This window comes from Bacillus sp. AFS017336 (genome assembly GCF_002555445.1).
GTDB lineage: Bacteria > Bacillota > Bacilli > Bacillales > Bacillaceae_G > Gottfriedia.
The window spans coordinates 41,898-60,094 of record NZ_NUCO01000009.1 but is presented as its reverse complement, the minus strand read 5'-3'; the positions used below and the strand labels follow the sequence as shown (position 1 = coordinate 60,094).

Below are 18,197 nucleotides of genomic sequence, written 5' to 3'. Positions count from 1 at the left end.
AATTTTTTTGTTTAAATTTAGTAAAAAAGACAACTCTGATTTACTTCCAAGTTAAGTACATATTAGAAGGAGAATAACCTTGTCCAGATCAGAAAAACACTCAAAGAAAAAAATGTCCACACCAAAAAAAGTACTATTAATCGTAGTTAGTGTAATAGTTGTAATTGTTTTAGGAATAGGTGGGTCAATTTACCACAATATAAATAAAACATCAGATGCAATTTATCAAGGAATAAAGAAAACCGACAAACGTAAAGATGAATTTAATGTTGAAAAGAAAGAGCCTTTCTCAATTTTACTATTAGGTGTTGATCATCGCCCTGGTGATAAAGGTCGTTCGGATTCGATGATTGTATTGACAGTTAATCCGAAAACAAATACGACTAAAATGGTAAGTATTCCACGTGATACGAGAACTGATATTGTTGGAAAAGGGAAAGTTGATAAAATTAACCATGCTTATGCGTTTGGTGGAATCCAAATGTCTGTTAATACAGTTGAAAATTTCTTAAACATTCCGATTGACTATTATCTTGAAGTAAATATGGAAGGCTTTAAAGATATCGTTGAAGCAGTTGATGGGGTAGACGTTAATAATGATTTAGACTTTACTTATGAAGGCGTTCATTTTACGAAGGGGCAACTTCATTTAAATGGTACAGATGCATTAAAGTTTTCTCGTATGCGTAAGTTAGACAAGCGAGGTGACTTTGGGCGTCAGCTTCGTCAAAGACAAGTGATTGAAGCGGTTGTTAAAAAAGGAGCAACGATTTCTTCTTTAACAAACTATCAATCTGTATTACAAGCGGTTCAAAAGAATGTTATGACGAATATTAGTTTAAAGGATATGGTTTCAATCCAAAAAGATTATCGTACAGCTGCGAAAAACGTTACTGAAACTCAAATTACAGGTGAAAGTAAGAAGATTGATGGAATCTGGTATGTAATTGTATCGAAAGAGGAACAAGATAAAGTATCAACTGAATTACGTCAACATTTGGAATTACCTTAAGAAGTGAATAAATAACGAAACCTTCAAATAAACACCGTTAAAAACTTATATTTTTAGCGGTGTTTATTTTTTTATGTCTTTTTATCTTTATGACTCTACTAATTTCTTCTAAAATTCACTCCAAAATACTCATTCCTCCCAAATTAGAGTTTTACCTACACACACACTTATCCATCAACATAATAATATATATATTCCTAAAATTATGAGTAAAAATGTTTAGGAGGTCTTGACGATAAAAGGCATTATACTTGCAGGTGGTAGTGGTACGCGGCTGTATCCATTGACGATGGTGACTAGTAAGCAGCTATTACCTGTATATGATAAACCAATGATTTATTATCCGTTATCTACTTTAATGCTGGCGGGGATTAGAGATATTTTGATTATATCGACTCCAGAGGATTTGCCTCGTTTTGAGGCGTTGTTAGGTGATGGGTCTCAGTTTGGCATTTCTTTGCAATATAAGGTACAGCCTAGTCCCGATGGGCTGGCCCAAGCTTTTATTATTGGTGAAGAGTTTATTGGAAATGATTCAGTTGCGATGATACTAGGTGACAATATTTATTATGGTAGTGGGTTGCGTAGTATTTTGAAAAAAGCAGCGTTGAAAGAAACCGGAGCGACGGTGTTCGGTTATCATGTGCAGGATCCTGAGCGATTTGGGGTCGTGGAATTTGATGCGTCCGGAAAAGTTTTGAGTATCGAAGAAAAGCCTGTCGCTCCGAAATCTAACTATGCGGTGACAGGATTATATTTTTATGATAATCGTGTCGTTGAAATTGCTAAAAACGTAAAACCATCTCATCGTGGTGAGTTAGAGATTACTTCTGTAAATGAAGCTTATTTAAGCTTGGGCGAATTAGATGTAGAGCTTTTAGGGCGTGGTTATACGTGGTTAGATACTGGAACGCATGAGAGTTTAGTTTCAGCAACGAATTTTGTAAAGACAATTGAGGAGCATCAAGGGATTAAGATTTCTGCTCCAGAAGAAGTTGCTTATATTAATGGATGGATTAATAAGGAGCAATTATTACGTTTAAGCGAGCAACTGAGTAAAACGAGTTATGGTCAATATTTACGAAAAGTTGCGAGTGGCGAGATAAAATATTAAGGGGTCATTACCTTTGAAGATTACAGAAACTTTTTTAAAAGGTATTGTAGTTATTGAACCGACTGTTTTTGGTGATCACCGTGGTTGGTTTATGGAAACTTATAATGATTCAAAAATGAAGGATTTTGGCATGGATATACATTTTGTTCAAGATAATCAATCGTTTTCTGCGATGAAGGGAACTTTACGTGGCTTACATTATCAATTATCTCCAAAAGCACAAACGAAATTAGTGCGGTGTACAAGGGGTTCGATTTTTGATGTAGCTGTTGATATTCGAAAAGGGAGTCCGACATACGGAAAATGGTTTGGGATCGAATTAAGTGCTGAAAATAAAAAACAACTTTTAGTACCAAAAGGGTTTGCTCATGGTTTTATGACGTTAACGGATGATGTGGAAGTTCAATATAAAGTAGATGAGTTATATTCACCTGAGTGTGATCGGGGGATCAACTGGAATGACCCCGACATAAAGGTCGATTGGCCAATCAATATTTCTCCATTATTATCAGCAAAAGACAAAATTGCGCCATTATTAAAGGATGCTGAAAATAATTTTGTTTATAAGGAGCAATAAAATGAAGATTTTAGTAACTGGTTACGGTGGGCAGCTCGGCTACGATGTCGTGAAGGAATGCGAGCTACACGGTTTAGATGTTAAAGGTTGTGGTCGAAAAGAGCTTGATATTACTAAGGAAAAATCAGTATTTTCTTTAGTAGATTCATATAAACCTGATGTAATTATTCATTGTGCTGCTTACACAGCGGTCGATAAAGCTGAAGATGATCAAGAGAATTGCTGGAATGTAAATGTTGAAGGCACGAGATATTTAGCTGAAGCTGCAAAAAAGCAAAATGCAAAATTCGTTTATATTAGTACAGACTATGTATTTAATGGGAAAGGTGAAAATCCTTTTACGGAAGAGGATCAGCCTGAACCAATCGGTTATTATGGTTTAACAAAGTATGAAGGAGAAAAAATTGTTCAATCTCTAATCGAAAAGTATTTTATCCTTCGAATTTCGTGGGTATTCGGGATTAATGGGAATAACTTTATTAAGACGATGCTAAGACTATCAGAGTCTAGAACTGAATTAAATGTAGTAGGTGATCAAATAGGTTCACCGACATATACTGTTGATTTGGCTAAATTAATAGTAGAATTTATCAAAACTAACAATTACGGAATATATCATGCTACGAATGAGGGCAACACTAGTTGGGCAGAATTTGCAGGAGAAATTTTCAAACAAGCTGACCGTAAAATGTTAGTAAATTCGATTTCAACTGAAGAATACCCTACTCGGGCTGCTCGACCAAAGAATTCAAGATTATCGAAACGAAAGCTAGTTGAAAATGGTTTTACACCCTTACCTTCATGGCAAGACGCATTAGCAAGATTTTTAATTCAATTGAAATCTAGTTCAATTAGAGACGAGGTACAGTAATAAATGAAAGTAGCGATTACAGGTGGTGCCGGGTTTATCGGTGGCAACTTTGTTCAATATATGTTGAGTAACTATCCTTCCTATTCTATTTATAATTTAGATGTTTTAACATATGCTGGCGATTTAACGAAGCATAAAAACATCGAAGCAAATGAGAACTATCATTTTGTAAAAATCGATATTACGAATCGTGAAGAGATTGTAAAATTATTTAATAAAGAAAAGTTCGATTATGTCGTCCATTTTGCAGCGGAAAGCCATGTGGATCGCTCAATTGCCGAGCCAGAAATATTCGTTAAAACAAATGTTTTAGGTACTCAAGTTTTATTAGATGCGTCTAAAGCAATTAACATTAAGAAATTTGTTCACGTTTCAACTGATGAAGTATACGGTGAATTGGATTTTGATCCTACAACATTTTTTACCGAAGAGACTCCGTTACAACCAAATAGTCCGTACTCCGCAAGCAAAGCATCATCTGACTTTCTAGTTCGTGCCTATCATGAAACATTCAGATTCCCTATGAATATCACACGCTGCTCAAATAACTACGGTCCATATCACTTCCCAGAAAAGCTAATTCCATTAACTATTTCACGTGTTGTAAATGACCAAAAGGTTCCTGTTTACGGGACCGGAGAAAACATTCGAGACTGGCTACATGTACTAGACCATTGTGCAGCAATCGATTTAGTTTTGCATAAAGGACAAAATGGCGAAGTTTACAATATAGGTGGACATAACGAACGTACGAATTTAGAGGTCGTTAAAACAATTATTGCAACTCTTGGTAAATCAGAAGACTTAATTGAATTTGTTCAAGATCGCTTAGGTCACGACAAGAGATATGCAATTGACCCTAGTAAGTTAGAAAAACTAGGATGGAAACCTACTTATCATTTCGATACTGGAATTGCTCAAACTGTTCAGTGGTATTTGGATAATAAGGAATGGTGGGAAGCGATTGTTTCTGGTGAGTATAAAAAGTACGTTGAAATTAGTAAATACTAAGTCTAGGACTAATAATAAAATCATAAAAAGTGAGTGCCACTGTATTATTTTTCAGTGGTATTTTTTATAAATTAATCTAGTTATAATCATATATTTGAAATATTTAAAATACATCTTTAGTTTCATTTTTTATGATATAATTAAAAATAATGTTAAAAAGATTAAAAATTCGTTACAAAAATATAGGTAATTTTTCATATTTCCATTAATTTGTCTTTTTTGAAATAAAAGCGATTTAAATTAACCGTTTAAATTGTTTTTTTTTGTATATAAAAGACTAATTATTTAGTTTATCAATCAAATGTTTCGACCTAATGATTTAATTTGGAACTTAAATCATGACCTATTAAATTTTGTAATAAGTGCAAAGATTTAAAAAGGGGAAAATGCATGAGGAGAAAACAACTAGGTGTTACTGTCGTAGTAATCAATTTTAATAAAGAGAAGTATATAAAGGAATGTATTAATTCACTGAAGAAACAGACAATGAAACAACTAGAGGTTGTGATTGTTGATGATGGTTCCACAGATGATAGTGTCTCAGTTATAAAGAAGGAAATTAGACGCCAAAAGAATTTCCGATTAATTGAGCAAAAAAATGCTGGACCAGGCGCAGCAAGAAACAGAGGGATTTTAGAGGCGAAAGGTGAATATATAGCATTTTTAGATAGTGATGATACAGTAGATGCAGACGTATACAAAAGTATGTTTGATGAAGCAACAAAATGTAATGCTGATACAGTAGTCGGAGATATCACATGCTTTAATGAAAAAAGAACATGGCGACTTTTGTATATGGATGATTTGTTTAATAAGAATCTCAACCCTGTTAGACATATTAGGACTTCAAAAGATTTACATGTCACGCCAAGTGTATGTAACAAATTATTTAAAAAACACTTATTATCTGTTTACGATATTATGTTTGATCAGGACTTACGTGTTGGAGAAGATTTATTATTCACCCAAAAAGCTTTATTTAAATCAAATAGAACGGTAGTTATAGACAAAAGTGTGCTAAATTATCGTGTGGAACAAAATGGAGCAAGTTTAGTACAGCAGGCAGACTTAACATTTTTTGAGGGATTAGTAGAGGCACAAAAAAGGTTAGTGTCATTTCATGAAGAAAACAATACGATTATACGGCTTTTTCCGATTGAGAAAAGACAGTGGGTCTTCTTTTGTCAAAGTATAATAAATAAACGTAAAAAATTTACGAAAAAAGATGTTTTCAATTTATATAAAATAGGAGAAAAATATATTCAAAACACACATTATAAAAATATTTTAACAGGTAGTCGTATGTACCAAGGATTGTTTTATACAATCTTTAATGAAGGAACATCTGATGATTTATATAAATTACTTTCAATGATGGATACAATGAATATTAGTCGAGAAACTGTTGAAATAAAAGGCTTAACTTATAGCTTTTTAGTAAATCATTTTCCAAAGTGGAAACGATATTTGGAAATTAAAGGATTTAGCCTTTGTCAAAAGGTTGAAGACATCTCACTATCAGACGATACATTAGTTATAAAGGGATTTGCTTTTATTAACGGGATTAGTACAAATGGTAGCGTAAAAAAGATTGTATTCAAAGATATAAAATCAAATCAAGAAGTTGAATTCCCACTTGAAAATATTACTCGAAAAGATGTTAGCTATGTCCAAGGTAATAATCAAATTAATTTTGATGAGTCAGGTTACGAATGTGTGATTGAAAACTTATCTACTCAGCTTGATAACGGCAGTTGGAGTGTTTGGATTACAGTTACAGATCGTAATAAAACGATTACTGAACCTTTACGAGTAAGTTTATACAAACAAACTAAAAAAACTAGACCTTATTTAATTGATAACCGAAAAATTGCTCCGTATTATAAAAAAAGAAATTTATCTTTCCGCGTTGTTGAAATGCCTGTTACCAAACAGATGAAGTTTAATATTGGAAGAGTAAAACGGGTTATACGTCCTGTCGTAAAGTTTGCTTACAAAAAACAATGGCAGTCGCTTATGGTTTATAGTTTGTATTTACTAGTTTATCAATTTTTAAAGAGCAAAGAATTATGGTTAATTGGTGAACGCCAAGATACTGCACAAGACAACTCATATCATTTATTCAAATATATTCGTAAGAAGTATCCACAAATTAATGCGTACTATGTAATAGATAAGAATAGTCCGGATTATAGCCATATTGCACATCTTGGACATTGTATTCAATTTGGTAGTGTTTTACACAGCCTGATCCTGTTACTTTCTACTAAAACAATTAATAGTTATGCGGAAGATCCAAATATGTATACTGAGGCTTATCGAAATATTGTTGAGGAACGTCCTGAAATTCAACGAAATGAACGTATCTTTTTACAACACGGTGTGATTGGCGTTAGTCGTGTAAGTCATGTGTTGCATAAAAATAAAGTTGATTATAGTAAGTTTGTTGTATCTAGTGAGTTTGAAAAAGAACATATTGTCTCAGAATTCGGATATGAAAAGGAAGAGGTAATCGTAACTGGGCTACCAAGATGGGATGCATTGGTCGATGAAAGTCAAGGAAACGAGATTTTGCTAATGCCAACTTGGCGTTCATGGAATAGATCAAAGGAAGCTCTTGAAGAATCTGAGTACTGGGATCGTTATATGAATTTACTTCATAATAAAAAATTACATGATCTACTTGAAAAGAAAGATTTAACACTAACTTTTTACCCTCATTATCAAACGCAATTATATATGCCAGAATTCTACTCGCCGCATGAGCGAATTAAAGTGATGTGTCAAGGAGAAGAGACTGTTCAATCCCTTTTAAAACGTCACAGTGTGTTAATTACTGATTATTCAACTGTATCATTTGATTTTTCATATTTAGAGAAGCCCGTACTATTTTATCAATTTGATTACGATGAGTTCTATACACGACACTATAATGAAGGACCAATTACTCAAAATCGTTTATTCGGTCCAGTAACAGATAAAGAGAATGAAGTAATTGCTATATTAGAAAATATGGTGATTAATCGTAGTAAATGGAAAAATAAAGCGAAAAAAAATCCATACATTATAAAACCAAAAGTATCGCATACCGAACTTGTGTTTAAATCAATTTTAAATTAAATTTACTTTTATTATTTTAAGGAGAGTAACTGTCATTGCAAATTTTTGCAGTGACAGTTATTTTTTTTACAATTTTTTAACAAGGATACACATTTAGATTCACAATAAAAAGTTAATCTTAAATTAATAAAATATCTTCTTTAACACATCATTTCTGGAGGTTTGAAATGAAGAATAGTGAATTATTGAGTAATAATCATGTTGATTCGACAACTTTAAATTTTAAGCCAAGTTTAATAAAGGTTACGAATGAGGATTTCGATGCGAATATAGATCTTCAAAATGAATTGTTAGTAAAGCAAAATGAGTTCCTTTCGAATAAGGTAATGGAATTGGAAAAAAGAATGGAAGAGCAGTTATTTCGTCAGCTGGATTTAATTGTGGAGCATGAGGAATTTATGATGGGGCTCGATGATTATGTTCTTGTAAACGAAGTAAAGCAATCTTTTGGTTCATATGAATATGAGAAGCTGCAAGAGGAATATCAAAGGCTTCAATTAAACTATGAAACATTTAGAAATTCGAAATTTGGAAAGTTAGCAAGGAAGTATTGGAAGCTTTTGAAGTATCTAAAAAGAAAATGAGGGGACATTCATGTTAAAAGAATCAATCGAAAAACAAATCACGCGACTACGTAACGAGAAATTTGATACAAAAATGATGCTGCAAAAATTAATGAATGTGGATGAACCTTTTTATTTTCAAAACCATGAGTTATTTTCATTTTTAGCTGATGATTTCACTGTTAGTAAAGGTGTTCAAAAGGTCCAAAAAGAAAAGGAAATTTTAATTCAAAACAAGCTAATTAAGCAGACTGCTATTATTGATTATGTAAAGAGCGATAATTTAATGACGCTATTATTTAATGAAGGAAGAAGTAGATTATTTACGAAATTTGGGGTTACAGGCTTCGTTAGTGGTGGTAAATGTGAAGTTGTTTTTGAATTACGATTTATTGATCATGAAGATCACATTAGCACATTAAATTTTAAATTAGATGAGCTAGTCGATCTAACTCCGTATATTCAAAAAGAGTTTCAATCGGTCTCTTTTTCAATTCACATGACTGGCGCGGGTACATTGCATCTTTTCCATGCTAAATTAATGGGTTCATATAAAGAAAGTAAAGTAGACAATAGTTACTTGAAGAAACAAAAAAAGGAAATTAAAGATTTTCGAGTTGGGTTTATTGCAGATGAATTTACGACGCGTTGTTTTGATTATGAGTTTGAACTAATAAAGATCACGCCAGAGAATTGGTTAGATGAGTTTAAAAAGCATCGAATTGATTTCTTCTTTTGTGAGTCTGCATGGCTGGGTAACGAAGGGGCTTGGAAGGATAAGATTGGTACGAAAAATCATCGGGATCATACGAAACTATTAAAGTTAGTTTATTGGTGTAAAGAGCACTATATCCCGACAGTGTTTTGGAATAAAGAAGATCCGTTTCATTATCAAGCTTTTATTGATACTGCGAAGCATTTTGATTATGTGTTCACGACTGATCATGAATCAGTTCAACACTACGAGGCAGAAGGTTGCGAAAATGTTTATTGTTTACCTTTTGCAGCTCAACCGAAAATTCACAATCCAATTGAATATCTTCCACGTAAAGAAAAGGTCGTTTTTGCTGGAGCATATTACGGTAAAAAATTCCCTGAACGGACAAGAGCGATGGAGAAGCTAGTAAGTGCTTCGAAAGAATATGGACTCGATATTTATGACCGAAACTATCATAATCCAACAAGTCCAAATCAATTTCCAGAAGAGTATCGACCGTTTATTGTTGGAAACTTAAAACAGAATGAAATCGACATTGCCTATAAAGGATATAAAGTAGCACTTAATGTGAATAGTATTACTAAATCTCCGACAATGTTTGCCCGGAGAGTATTTGAGTTGCTGGCAAGTAATACACCAATTATTAGTTCCCATTCAGAAGGGATTCATAGAATGTTTGGTGAGATCGTAACGACTACCGACAATGAAAAAGTGATGAAGGAACGTCTTGCTAATTATTATACGGATGAGACTTATTACAAGAAAAACCGTTTACTCACATTACGAAAAGTTTTAGAAGAGCATACTTACACTAATCGTGTGGAGGAGCTACTTGATCTTATTAAATTGCCGTACGAAAGAAATGAAGAGACTGCTACATTAGTAGGGATTGTTCGAAGTAATGCAGATTATGAGAAGTTAATGGCAATCTACAATCGACAAGGAATTAAACAGAAAAAGCTAGTTATTTTACTCGACTTATTTGATGGCTATTTAGACATTTTTAATCAAAACAATCATGGAAATGTAAAAACATTCTTGATTGATTACTGCCATCATTACTTTAGTATTAATGATCTCGTTGATTCGAGTTATCTTGTACCAATTCACTTAGATCATTATTACGGAGAAAATTATTTAAGAGATTTGATGCTCGCTACAAAATATACAAATGATACGATCATTGCTAAAGGGAATCAAAATAGCTATAGCTATGTGAATAGTTGCCGTATTGACGAAGCTTTGATTTGTACAAAGGCGACAAGATTTATTCATCCTAATGAATTTATGAGGCTTTTAGAGACGAAATCAACGATTGATCATTTTTCAAAAGCTGGCGTTCAATTTTTTGAAATTGATGAGTTTAATTTTTATCGAAATGCCTATGAAAAAGCCATTGACCACGACGAAATCGAGAGAATTTTAGTATAAGGAGCTGTCTTTATGAAACTGGCGATTATTGGGCATGATTTAAAGTTTATAAACGATGCGATTAAGAGATTTGAAGCAAGAGAAGACATCGAAATTAAAATAGATTTATGGGAAGGCCATACAATTCACCAGGTTACAAAAAGCATAGAAATCGTTAATTGGGCGGATGTTCTGTTTTGCGAGTGGGGACTTGGAAATGTCGTTTGGTACCAGGAGCATAAAAAAGAACACCAAGTATTAATCGTTAGAATGCATCGTTTTGAAATGAATACACCATTTCCTGAAAAATTTGATTTTACGAAGATTGATAAGGTCATTGCGATTTCTTCCTATATATTTGAGGAGTTTCATCGAGTTGCGAAAATTCCTAGAGATAAGATGGTTGTCATTCCAAATGGTGTTGATGTAGAGAGATTTCATTTGCCTAAGGAGTATGACGCAAATTTCCGAATTGGCTTACTTGGTTATGTCCCGAAGTTAAAACGATTAGATCGAGCGCTTGCTATTTTTGAAAAATTATGTGAAAAAGACAGTCGATACTCTCTTTCGATTAAGGGAAAGCATCCGAAAGAATTTTCGTGGGTATGGAATAATCAACAAGAGCATGATTATTATACGAATGTTTTTCGAAAAATTGATAAATCTCCCTATAGCAACCAAATTCAATTTGAAGAGTGGGGAGATTCAGCGGAGTGGCTTCAGTCGATCGGTTATGTCTTATCAGTAAGCGATTATGAAAGCTTCCACCTAGCTCCTATGGAAGGGATGGCTTCTCGCGCTGTGCCAATTGTCTTAAATCGTGAAGGAGCTCGAACAATCTTCCCTGATGAGTACATTTTTGAAACAATCGACCAAGCAGCGGAATTCATCGCCAATTCAAAAAAAGAATCAGGAAAAAAACTAGTTGAATTCGTTAAGAAACATTATTGTATGGATAAAATGTGTTCAGAGATTTTGAGTCTAATTGATGAGTTACAAAGTAAATTAGTTCATTAAGAAGGTATGAGCACAGTGAATCCAAAAAGGAGGATCTGTGCTTTTTTCTCACTTTAAGAAAGCATAAATTGGCAACGAGGAAGTTATTTCGACGTGGTGGCCAATTTTAGGAATAAAGTATAAGTGCAACTACGCCTCTGTCTCCACCTAAAAGGCTCGCCAATCGGTGAGTTTTCTTTATCTATATTATATACATCGTGTATGAATGGTTTTAATATGTGGGAAACTAACTAATACGGATGGAAAAAGATTATCGCTATAAAATGTGACGAGAAGTCACGAAATAATAGTGGAATAAATTTACATTTTTCGTGATAATAAATGTTTTTATTTCATAGTTAAGATACAATAGATAGATACATATTAGGAAAAAACCGATTCATTTTGAAAGGGGAAAGAATTTTGACTGTTAAAGTAATGACTATATTTGGAACAAGACCAGAGGCGATAAAAATGGCGCCACTTGTGCTTGAATTAGCGAAACATCCTGATCAGATCGAATCAATTGTAACGGTTACAGCTCAGCATCGACAAATGCTTGATCAAGTACTTGAGATTTTTGATATTACTCCTGACCATGATTTAAATATAATGAAGGATCGTCAAACGTTAATTGATGTAACAACTCGAGGTTTAGAAGGATTAAATAGGGTTATGCAAGAAGTGAAACCTGATATTGTATTAGTTCACGGTGATACGACTACTACTTTTATTGCTAGCCTTGCAGCTTTTTATAATCAAATTGCGATTGGACATGTTGAAGCAGGTTTACGAACTTGGGACAAATATTCACCATATCCAGAAGAAATGAACCGCCAATTAACGGGTGTAATGACGGATTTCCATTTTGCACCGACAACAAAATCAGCCCAAAACTTATTAGCTGAAAACAAAAAAGAAGAAACAATCTTTATTACTGGTAATACAGCAATCGATGCCCTAAAAACGACAGTTAAGGAAGAGTACGCTCATCCTGTGTTAGATCAAATCGGTAATGACCGTTTAGTGTTAATGACTGCACACCGTCGTGAAAACTTAGGGGAACCAATGAGAAATATGTTTAAAGCGATTAAACGTTTAGTCGAAAAACATCATGATATTCAAGTTGTGTATCCTGTACATATGAACCCTGTTGTTCGCGAAATTGCAAATGATGTTTTAGGAAATGACAATCGAATCCATTTAATTGAGCCACTGGATGTGATTGATTTCCATAACTTTGCGGCAAGGTCTCATTTAATCTTAACGGATTCTGGTGGTGTACAAGAAGAAGCACCTTCTCTAGGTGTACCGGTTCTTGTTTTACGTGATACAACTGAACGCCCTGAAGGAATTGACGCTGGTACATTAAAGCTTGCGGGAACTGACGAAGATGTTATTTTTGCACTAGCTGATGAATTGTTGTCAGATGAAGAAGCACACGCAAAAATGTCTAAAGCATCGAATCCATACGGAGACGGCGAAGCTTCTAGAAGAATCGTTGAAGTCATTATTAAACATTTTAAAAATAAAGTTAAGTAATCTAAAAAAAGACTATTTTTGAAAAGTTTTCAATGATAGTCTTTTTTTGTCCATTTAAAGGAAAAATTAATAAATTTAATGCATTATATAAACAATAGAAGTAGACGATCATAGATTTTGTGACGGACTATATTTTGCAGTGTCCAAGGCAGGTTTCTAAAAACAGTCTTCTTTTAGAATGTATGATATAATTAGATTTTAAACATTATTTAATTTTCTATTCTACACAATAGGAGGGTTCATGTGAAAGTTTTAGTCATAGGTGGGGCAGGATATATTGGATCTCATACAGTATATGAATTAATTCGTGAAAATCATGAAGTAGTAGTAATAGACAATTTATCAACAGGTAGAAAAGAAGACATTCATGAACTTGCTACATTTTATCAAGCAGATATTAGGGATTTAAATTCTTTAAATGAAGTATTTAAAAAAGAGAATAATATTGATGTAGTCATGCATTTTGCAGCAAAGCTCATTGTCCCAGAAAGTGTAGAAAAACCATTTGAGTATTATGATAATAATGTTTTCGGGCTTAAAGTTCTATTAGAGGCAATGGTTGCAAATAAAGTAAATAATATTGTATTTTCTTCTACGGCAGCCGTTTACGGAGAGCCAGAAAACTCGATATGTACTGAAGAAGATTTCTGTTTACCAATTAATCCATATGGTGAAACAAAATTAGCAGCTGAAAAATTAATTCAATGGTCTGCTAAGGCATATGGATTGAATTATTGTATCTTGAGATATTTTAATGTTGCCGGAGCAGATGTTTCAGGAGAAATTGGTTTATATAAGGATAATCTCACACATTTGATACCAGTAACAATCCAAGCTGCATTAGGATTGAGAGATAAATTAGTTGTATTTGGAACAGACTACGAAACAAAGGATGGTACATGCATACGTGATTATATCCACGTCACTGATGTAGCAAAAGCCCATATATTAGGAGCAGAATTTACTACGAAACAACAAAGTGGTATTTTTAATCTTGGTTCTAATTCTGGCTACACTGTACAAGAAATCATTGATATGGTGGAGAAAGTTAGCGGCATTGAAGTTCCAGTTGAGTATAGTGGCAGACGCCCGGGCGATCCGGCTGCAATAGTTGCATCTAACCATAAAGTCATTGAGCAATTAGGCTGGAATGTGAAAAATGCTCTCGAAGATATCATCAAATCTGATTGGAATTTTCGATTAAGTAAAATTGAAGTAAGTCGTAAATAAAATTGTAAACGTATTTTTTATATAGGAGAGAACAACTTTATGATATTAGTAGTTGGTGGAGCAGGTTATATTGGTAGTCATACTGTAAAAGAGTTATTAGATCAAAATTTCGAAGTAGTTGTTTTAGATAATTTAACAACAGGGCACCGTAATGCGGTTGATCCTCGTGCAGAATTTATTGAAGGAAATCTTGGTGACGCTACTTTATTATCAGAGATCTTCACAGAAAAATCGATTGATGCAGTTATGCACTTTGCAGCAAATAGTTTAGTTGGAGAATCTGTTATAAATCCGCTTAAATATTATCAAAACAATGTTTCTGCAACAATTACATTACTAGGAAGTATGTTAGAGTATGGCGTGAAGAAATTCATTTTCTCATCAACAGCTGCAACATACGGAATTCCAGATGTAGACTTAATCACAGAAGAAACAAAAACGAATCCAATCAATCCTTATGGTCAATCAAAATTAATGATTGAAAAAGTATTAAGTGATTTCCATACTGCTTATGGTATGGACTATGTTGTATTACGCTACTTTAATGCAGCGGGTGCACATATAACTGGTGAAATTGGTGAAGACCACACACCTGAGAGTCATTTAATCCCACTAATCCTTCAGCACCTTTTAGGTCAAAGAGAAAGCATCACTGTGTTTGGTGATGACTATCCAACTGCTGATGGAACATGTATAAGAGATTATATACATATTACAGATTTAGCTGGTGCTCATATTGCATCACTAAAGAAAATGCTTGAAGAAGACAAGTTCACACGTACTTACAACTTAGGTAATGGATTAGGTTACTCTGTAAAAGAGGTAATTGAAACATGTGAAAAAGTAACTGGCCGAAAAGCGAACATCATCATGGGAGAGCGTCGCGCTGGAGATCCTGCAAATCTAGTTGCGTCATCACAAAAAATCTATGATGAACTAGGTTGGAAAACTAAGTATAAATTAGAAGAAATTATTCAAACAGCTTGGAATTGGCATCAATCTCATCCTGAAGGATTCACAAAATAAATAAATGATTTAACGTATAAAAAAGAACTGCGCCAAATGGTTGGAAACAACGGCGCAGTTCTTTTTTTTACTATTTATTAGACCTTTTGCAATTGTAAAGTTTGGTCGTCATTTTAAAAGTTTCGTTTATTTTTCAAGCATTCATTAACTATTTTTAAAGCCTCCTGATTTTTCATCAGTAAATTGCTTTTTTGTCCCTAAATTGCAATGTGTTTGTCATTAACACTTTTCGTAAAAAGTGGTATAATTTATTGCAAAATATGTAGAAATATAACCTTTAATTTTATTTGATAATTGCTACACACAAGGGAGACGTATATGAATAACATTGCAATACAAGGACTTAGACTTAAAGATAGTTTACTAGAAGTAATCACTAAACAAGAAATAGTGCATGAGAACGATCTATCTTTTTACTTAGAGAATAAGTCTAGTGGAATAATGAAGAAACTCGAATCAACATTTACATTAAATAAAGACGAAATCGTTTTCAAAATAAAGATTGAAGAGTTTCAACTAGAGAATGAAATTAGTCAATTTCTAGTCGTTGCGAAGGATTCGAATAATGAATCATATTATATGATGGGATCTCCATTAACAGTTGAGCCTAATAAATATACTAATTGTCATGAGTTAAGTGAAAAGTTTGTTGTAATCAGTCACTTAGAAAATAGATTAGTAGCCCTAACTTTAGGTAAAAAACAACATGTAACAAAGATGTTTAGTGAGATCAATCATTATAAATTTTCTTCAATTATTGAAATTGAAAATTTAAGAATTGAAGGACCGAAAGTTAGTTTTAATATATCAAAGGATCTGATTCTTAATAAACCAGATTTAGAATTCTTTCTAAGAGAAAGAACAACAAAAGAAGTTTTCATACTTAACTTTAAAATTAATCAAGAAAATGAAGTCGAAATTGATTTAAATGAATTTGCTTCACACCATATTGAGAAAATCTCGAGATGGGATGCAGTCGCTACATTTAAAAATGAAAATGTATTGGTTGAAGGGAAAATCAGTGAATTTAATCAAAAAGTCCCTAAAGTTTATGATCGATTCTTTAAATCGTTTGATGTAAATCTTTCTAAAAATGAATTAACTGAATCTGATCTGGACGATACAGGTTTATCGAATGTAGTAACACCATATACTACTTCAAAAAATGAATTATCAATAGTAATTCGACCTGAGTTGTTTTTATTTAATGAAAAGTTTAAAACGAAAATATCCGTAACTAAATTTAAAATGAAGAAATCCATCGTTTCAATTAAAGCAAACTTATCAGTAATTGAATTAAGTGACTTTAAAGTAAGCGAAGTATATCTTCGTTTCCGTAATAAAGCTACAATTCTTGAGCACAGCATTCCTGCTACTGAACGAAAGATTTCGGAGAACAATTCAGAAATTGAGTTTTCTTTTGATCTAGAAGATTTTAAATTTATGCCATTCTATTGGGATTTATATGTAATCGTAAATGTGAACGGTGAAAAAAATTATGTAAAAGTAAAAAATCCATTTTGGTCAGTTCGAAAAAAACTAGATACAAAAATATTAAAATACGAGTATATGATTAATGATCAATATATGATTTATCCATACGTGGCAGGGGATAACTCAATTGCGTTTTGCTATCGAGAAAGAGCTGACTATGAAACGGCACCTTTTAAACTAAAAGAAAAGCTAGCTTATTTTACGTATAAGCTATTTAAGCCTTACTTTGATAAAAAGGATATATGGCTTGGATATGAGAAGTTTTCTAGTACTGCCCAAGACAATGGATATTATTTCTTTGACTATTGTTATAAACATAATAAGCATAAGGATTTTTACTATATTATTAAAGAAAACTCAGCAGACCGCGTCAATTTAGAAGATAAAAAAGATAAGGTCTTAACGTTCATGAGCTTTAAATATATGCTATATATGTATGCTTCTAAGCTATTAGTATCTTCAGAATCGAAGGGGCATAGTTATGATATTCGTATTCAAAAAGGACAGTTAAAGAAAGCACTAGATCAAAAACGATTTGTCTTCCTACAACATGGTGTTACGGCTCTAAAACGAGTTGATTATGTATTTAAAAAGACAAAAACGAATGCTGTAGATTTATTCGTTGCGACATCAGATTATGAAAAGAACATCATAAAGCAATATTTTGGGTATGACGATGACGAAATTATTGTTTCAGGATTTTGTCGATGGGACGTTTTAGAGGATAAGTCACTACCAGAGGAAAAAGAAATTTTCTTAATGCCAACGTGGCGTTCATGGATGGATGGAATTCCAGAAGAGGAGTTTATTCAAAGTGATTATTTCAAAAATTATGTTGAGCTATTAACATCATCTAAATTGAAGCAATTACTAGTAGAAAGAAATATTACATTAAACTTCTTCTTACATCCAAAGTTCATGGAGCATTTACATCATTTTAAAGCAACAAACGATAAAATTAATATTTACCAATTCGGCGAAATTAAAGTAAATGAATTCTTAATGAAATCATCCATGCTAATTACAGATTATTCGAGTGTAGCATGGGAAATGTATTACCAAAAGAAGCCAACTTTATTTTTCCAATTCGATATTGATAAATATACAAAATTCCAAGGTAGTTATTTAGATATGGAGAATGAGTTATTTGGAGAACGTTCTTTAACTGTTCAAGATCTTATTCAACAAATCGAGAAGTATGTAAATCATGATTTTAAAGAAGAAGAAGAATATGCAGAAATGCGTAAGAAATACTTTAAATATATAGATCAAAATAATTCTTTAAGAACATTTGATTATATATTAGAAAACAAAGACAAATTATATATAAAAAATACTTATGTAGGTACAAAGGTTTCTTTCTATCAAAAAGTTAGCCAAAATGAAATTGTACGAGCAGTATGGAATGCTGGGAAAAAGAATAAATTAATCAGTAAATTTTCATTAAAAACTAAAAATCTTTTAAAAGGAATTTCTTAAAAAATAATAATTCGTGTAGAAAAATCTTTTACGA

Annotated in this window: 13 protein-coding genes; all 13 read left to right on the top strand. The window is 32.7% G+C overall.

Annotated elements, in window-relative coordinates; all coding sequences use genetic code 11:
- The first annotated feature begins 79 nt into the window (after positions 1–79).
- The 13 genes from tagU (at position 80) to CN601_RS03760 (ending at position 18,163) form a co-directional block, all read left to right on the top strand.
- On the top strand, positions 80–1,012 hold the full coding sequence (gene tagU, locus CN601_RS03820; protein WP_306659814.1) for a polyisoprenyl-teichoic acid--peptidoglycan teichoic acid transferase TagU: 933 nt from the start codon (positions 80–82) through the stop codon (positions 1,010–1,012).
- Between the two features lie 235 nt (positions 1,013–1,247).
- Entirely contained in the window at positions 1,248–2,126 is an 879-nt protein-coding gene (gene rfbA, locus CN601_RS03815) for a glucose-1-phosphate thymidylyltransferase RfbA (RefSeq protein WP_098170211.1), read from the top strand.
- A 13-nt stretch (positions 2,127–2,139) separates the two neighbouring features.
- A complete protein-coding gene (gene rfbC / locus CN601_RS03810; protein WP_098170125.1) occupies positions 2,140–2,703 on the top strand; it encodes a dTDP-4-dehydrorhamnose 3,5-epimerase in 564 nt (187 codons plus the stop codon).
- 1 nt (position 2,704) lies between these two features.
- Entirely contained in the window at positions 2,705–3,574 is an 870-nt protein-coding gene (gene rfbD, locus CN601_RS03805; RefSeq protein ID WP_098170124.1) for a dTDP-4-dehydrorhamnose reductase, read from the top strand.
- Between the two features lie 3 nt (positions 3,575–3,577).
- On the top strand, positions 3,578–4,585 hold the full coding sequence (gene rfbB / locus CN601_RS03800; protein ID WP_098170123.1) for a dTDP-glucose 4,6-dehydratase: 1,008 nt from the start codon (positions 3,578–3,580) through the stop codon (positions 4,583–4,585).
- A gap of 390 nt (positions 4,586–4,975) precedes the next feature.
- A complete protein-coding gene (locus CN601_RS03795; RefSeq protein ID WP_098170122.1) occupies positions 4,976–7,705 on the top strand; it encodes a bifunctional glycosyltransferase/CDP-glycerol:glycerophosphate glycerophosphotransferase in 2,730 nt (909 codons plus the stop codon).
- A 167-nt stretch (positions 7,706–7,872) separates the two neighbouring features.
- A complete protein-coding gene (locus CN601_RS03790) occupies positions 7,873–8,289 on the top strand; it encodes a hypothetical protein (protein WP_098170121.1) in 417 nt (138 codons plus the stop codon).
- Positions 8,290–8,299: 10 nt separating this feature from the next.
- Positions 8,300–10,417, top strand: coding sequence for a CgeB family protein (locus tag CN601_RS03785; protein ID WP_098170120.1), 2,118 nt, complete (start codon positions 8,300–8,302; stop codon positions 10,415–10,417).
- Between the two features lie 12 nt (positions 10,418–10,429).
- A complete protein-coding gene (locus CN601_RS03780) occupies positions 10,430–11,413 on the top strand; it encodes a glycosyltransferase (RefSeq protein ID WP_098170119.1) in 984 nt (327 codons plus the stop codon).
- 417 nt (positions 11,414–11,830) lie between these two features.
- Entirely contained in the window at positions 11,831–12,934 is a 1,104-nt protein-coding gene (gene wecB / locus CN601_RS03775; protein WP_373604953.1) for a non-hydrolyzing UDP-N-acetylglucosamine 2-epimerase, read from the top strand.
- 243 nt (positions 12,935–13,177) lie between these two features.
- Positions 13,178–14,164 (top strand): UDP-glucose 4-epimerase GalE, encoded by a 987-nt coding sequence (galE, locus tag CN601_RS03770; protein ID WP_098170118.1) that lies wholly within the window; start codon positions 13,178–13,180, stop codon positions 14,162–14,164.
- A gap of 39 nt (positions 14,165–14,203) precedes the next feature.
- Positions 14,204–15,190: a UDP-glucose 4-epimerase GalE gene (gene galE / locus CN601_RS03765; RefSeq protein ID WP_098170117.1), complete on the top strand. Its 987-nt coding sequence runs from the start codon at positions 14,204–14,206 to the stop codon at positions 15,188–15,190.
- Between the two features lie 318 nt (positions 15,191–15,508).
- Positions 15,509–18,163: a CDP-glycerol glycerophosphotransferase family protein gene (locus CN601_RS03760; RefSeq protein WP_098170116.1), complete on the top strand. Its 2,655-nt coding sequence runs from the start codon at positions 15,509–15,511 to the stop codon at positions 18,161–18,163.
- The last annotated feature ends 34 nt before the right edge of the window (positions 18,164–18,197 follow it).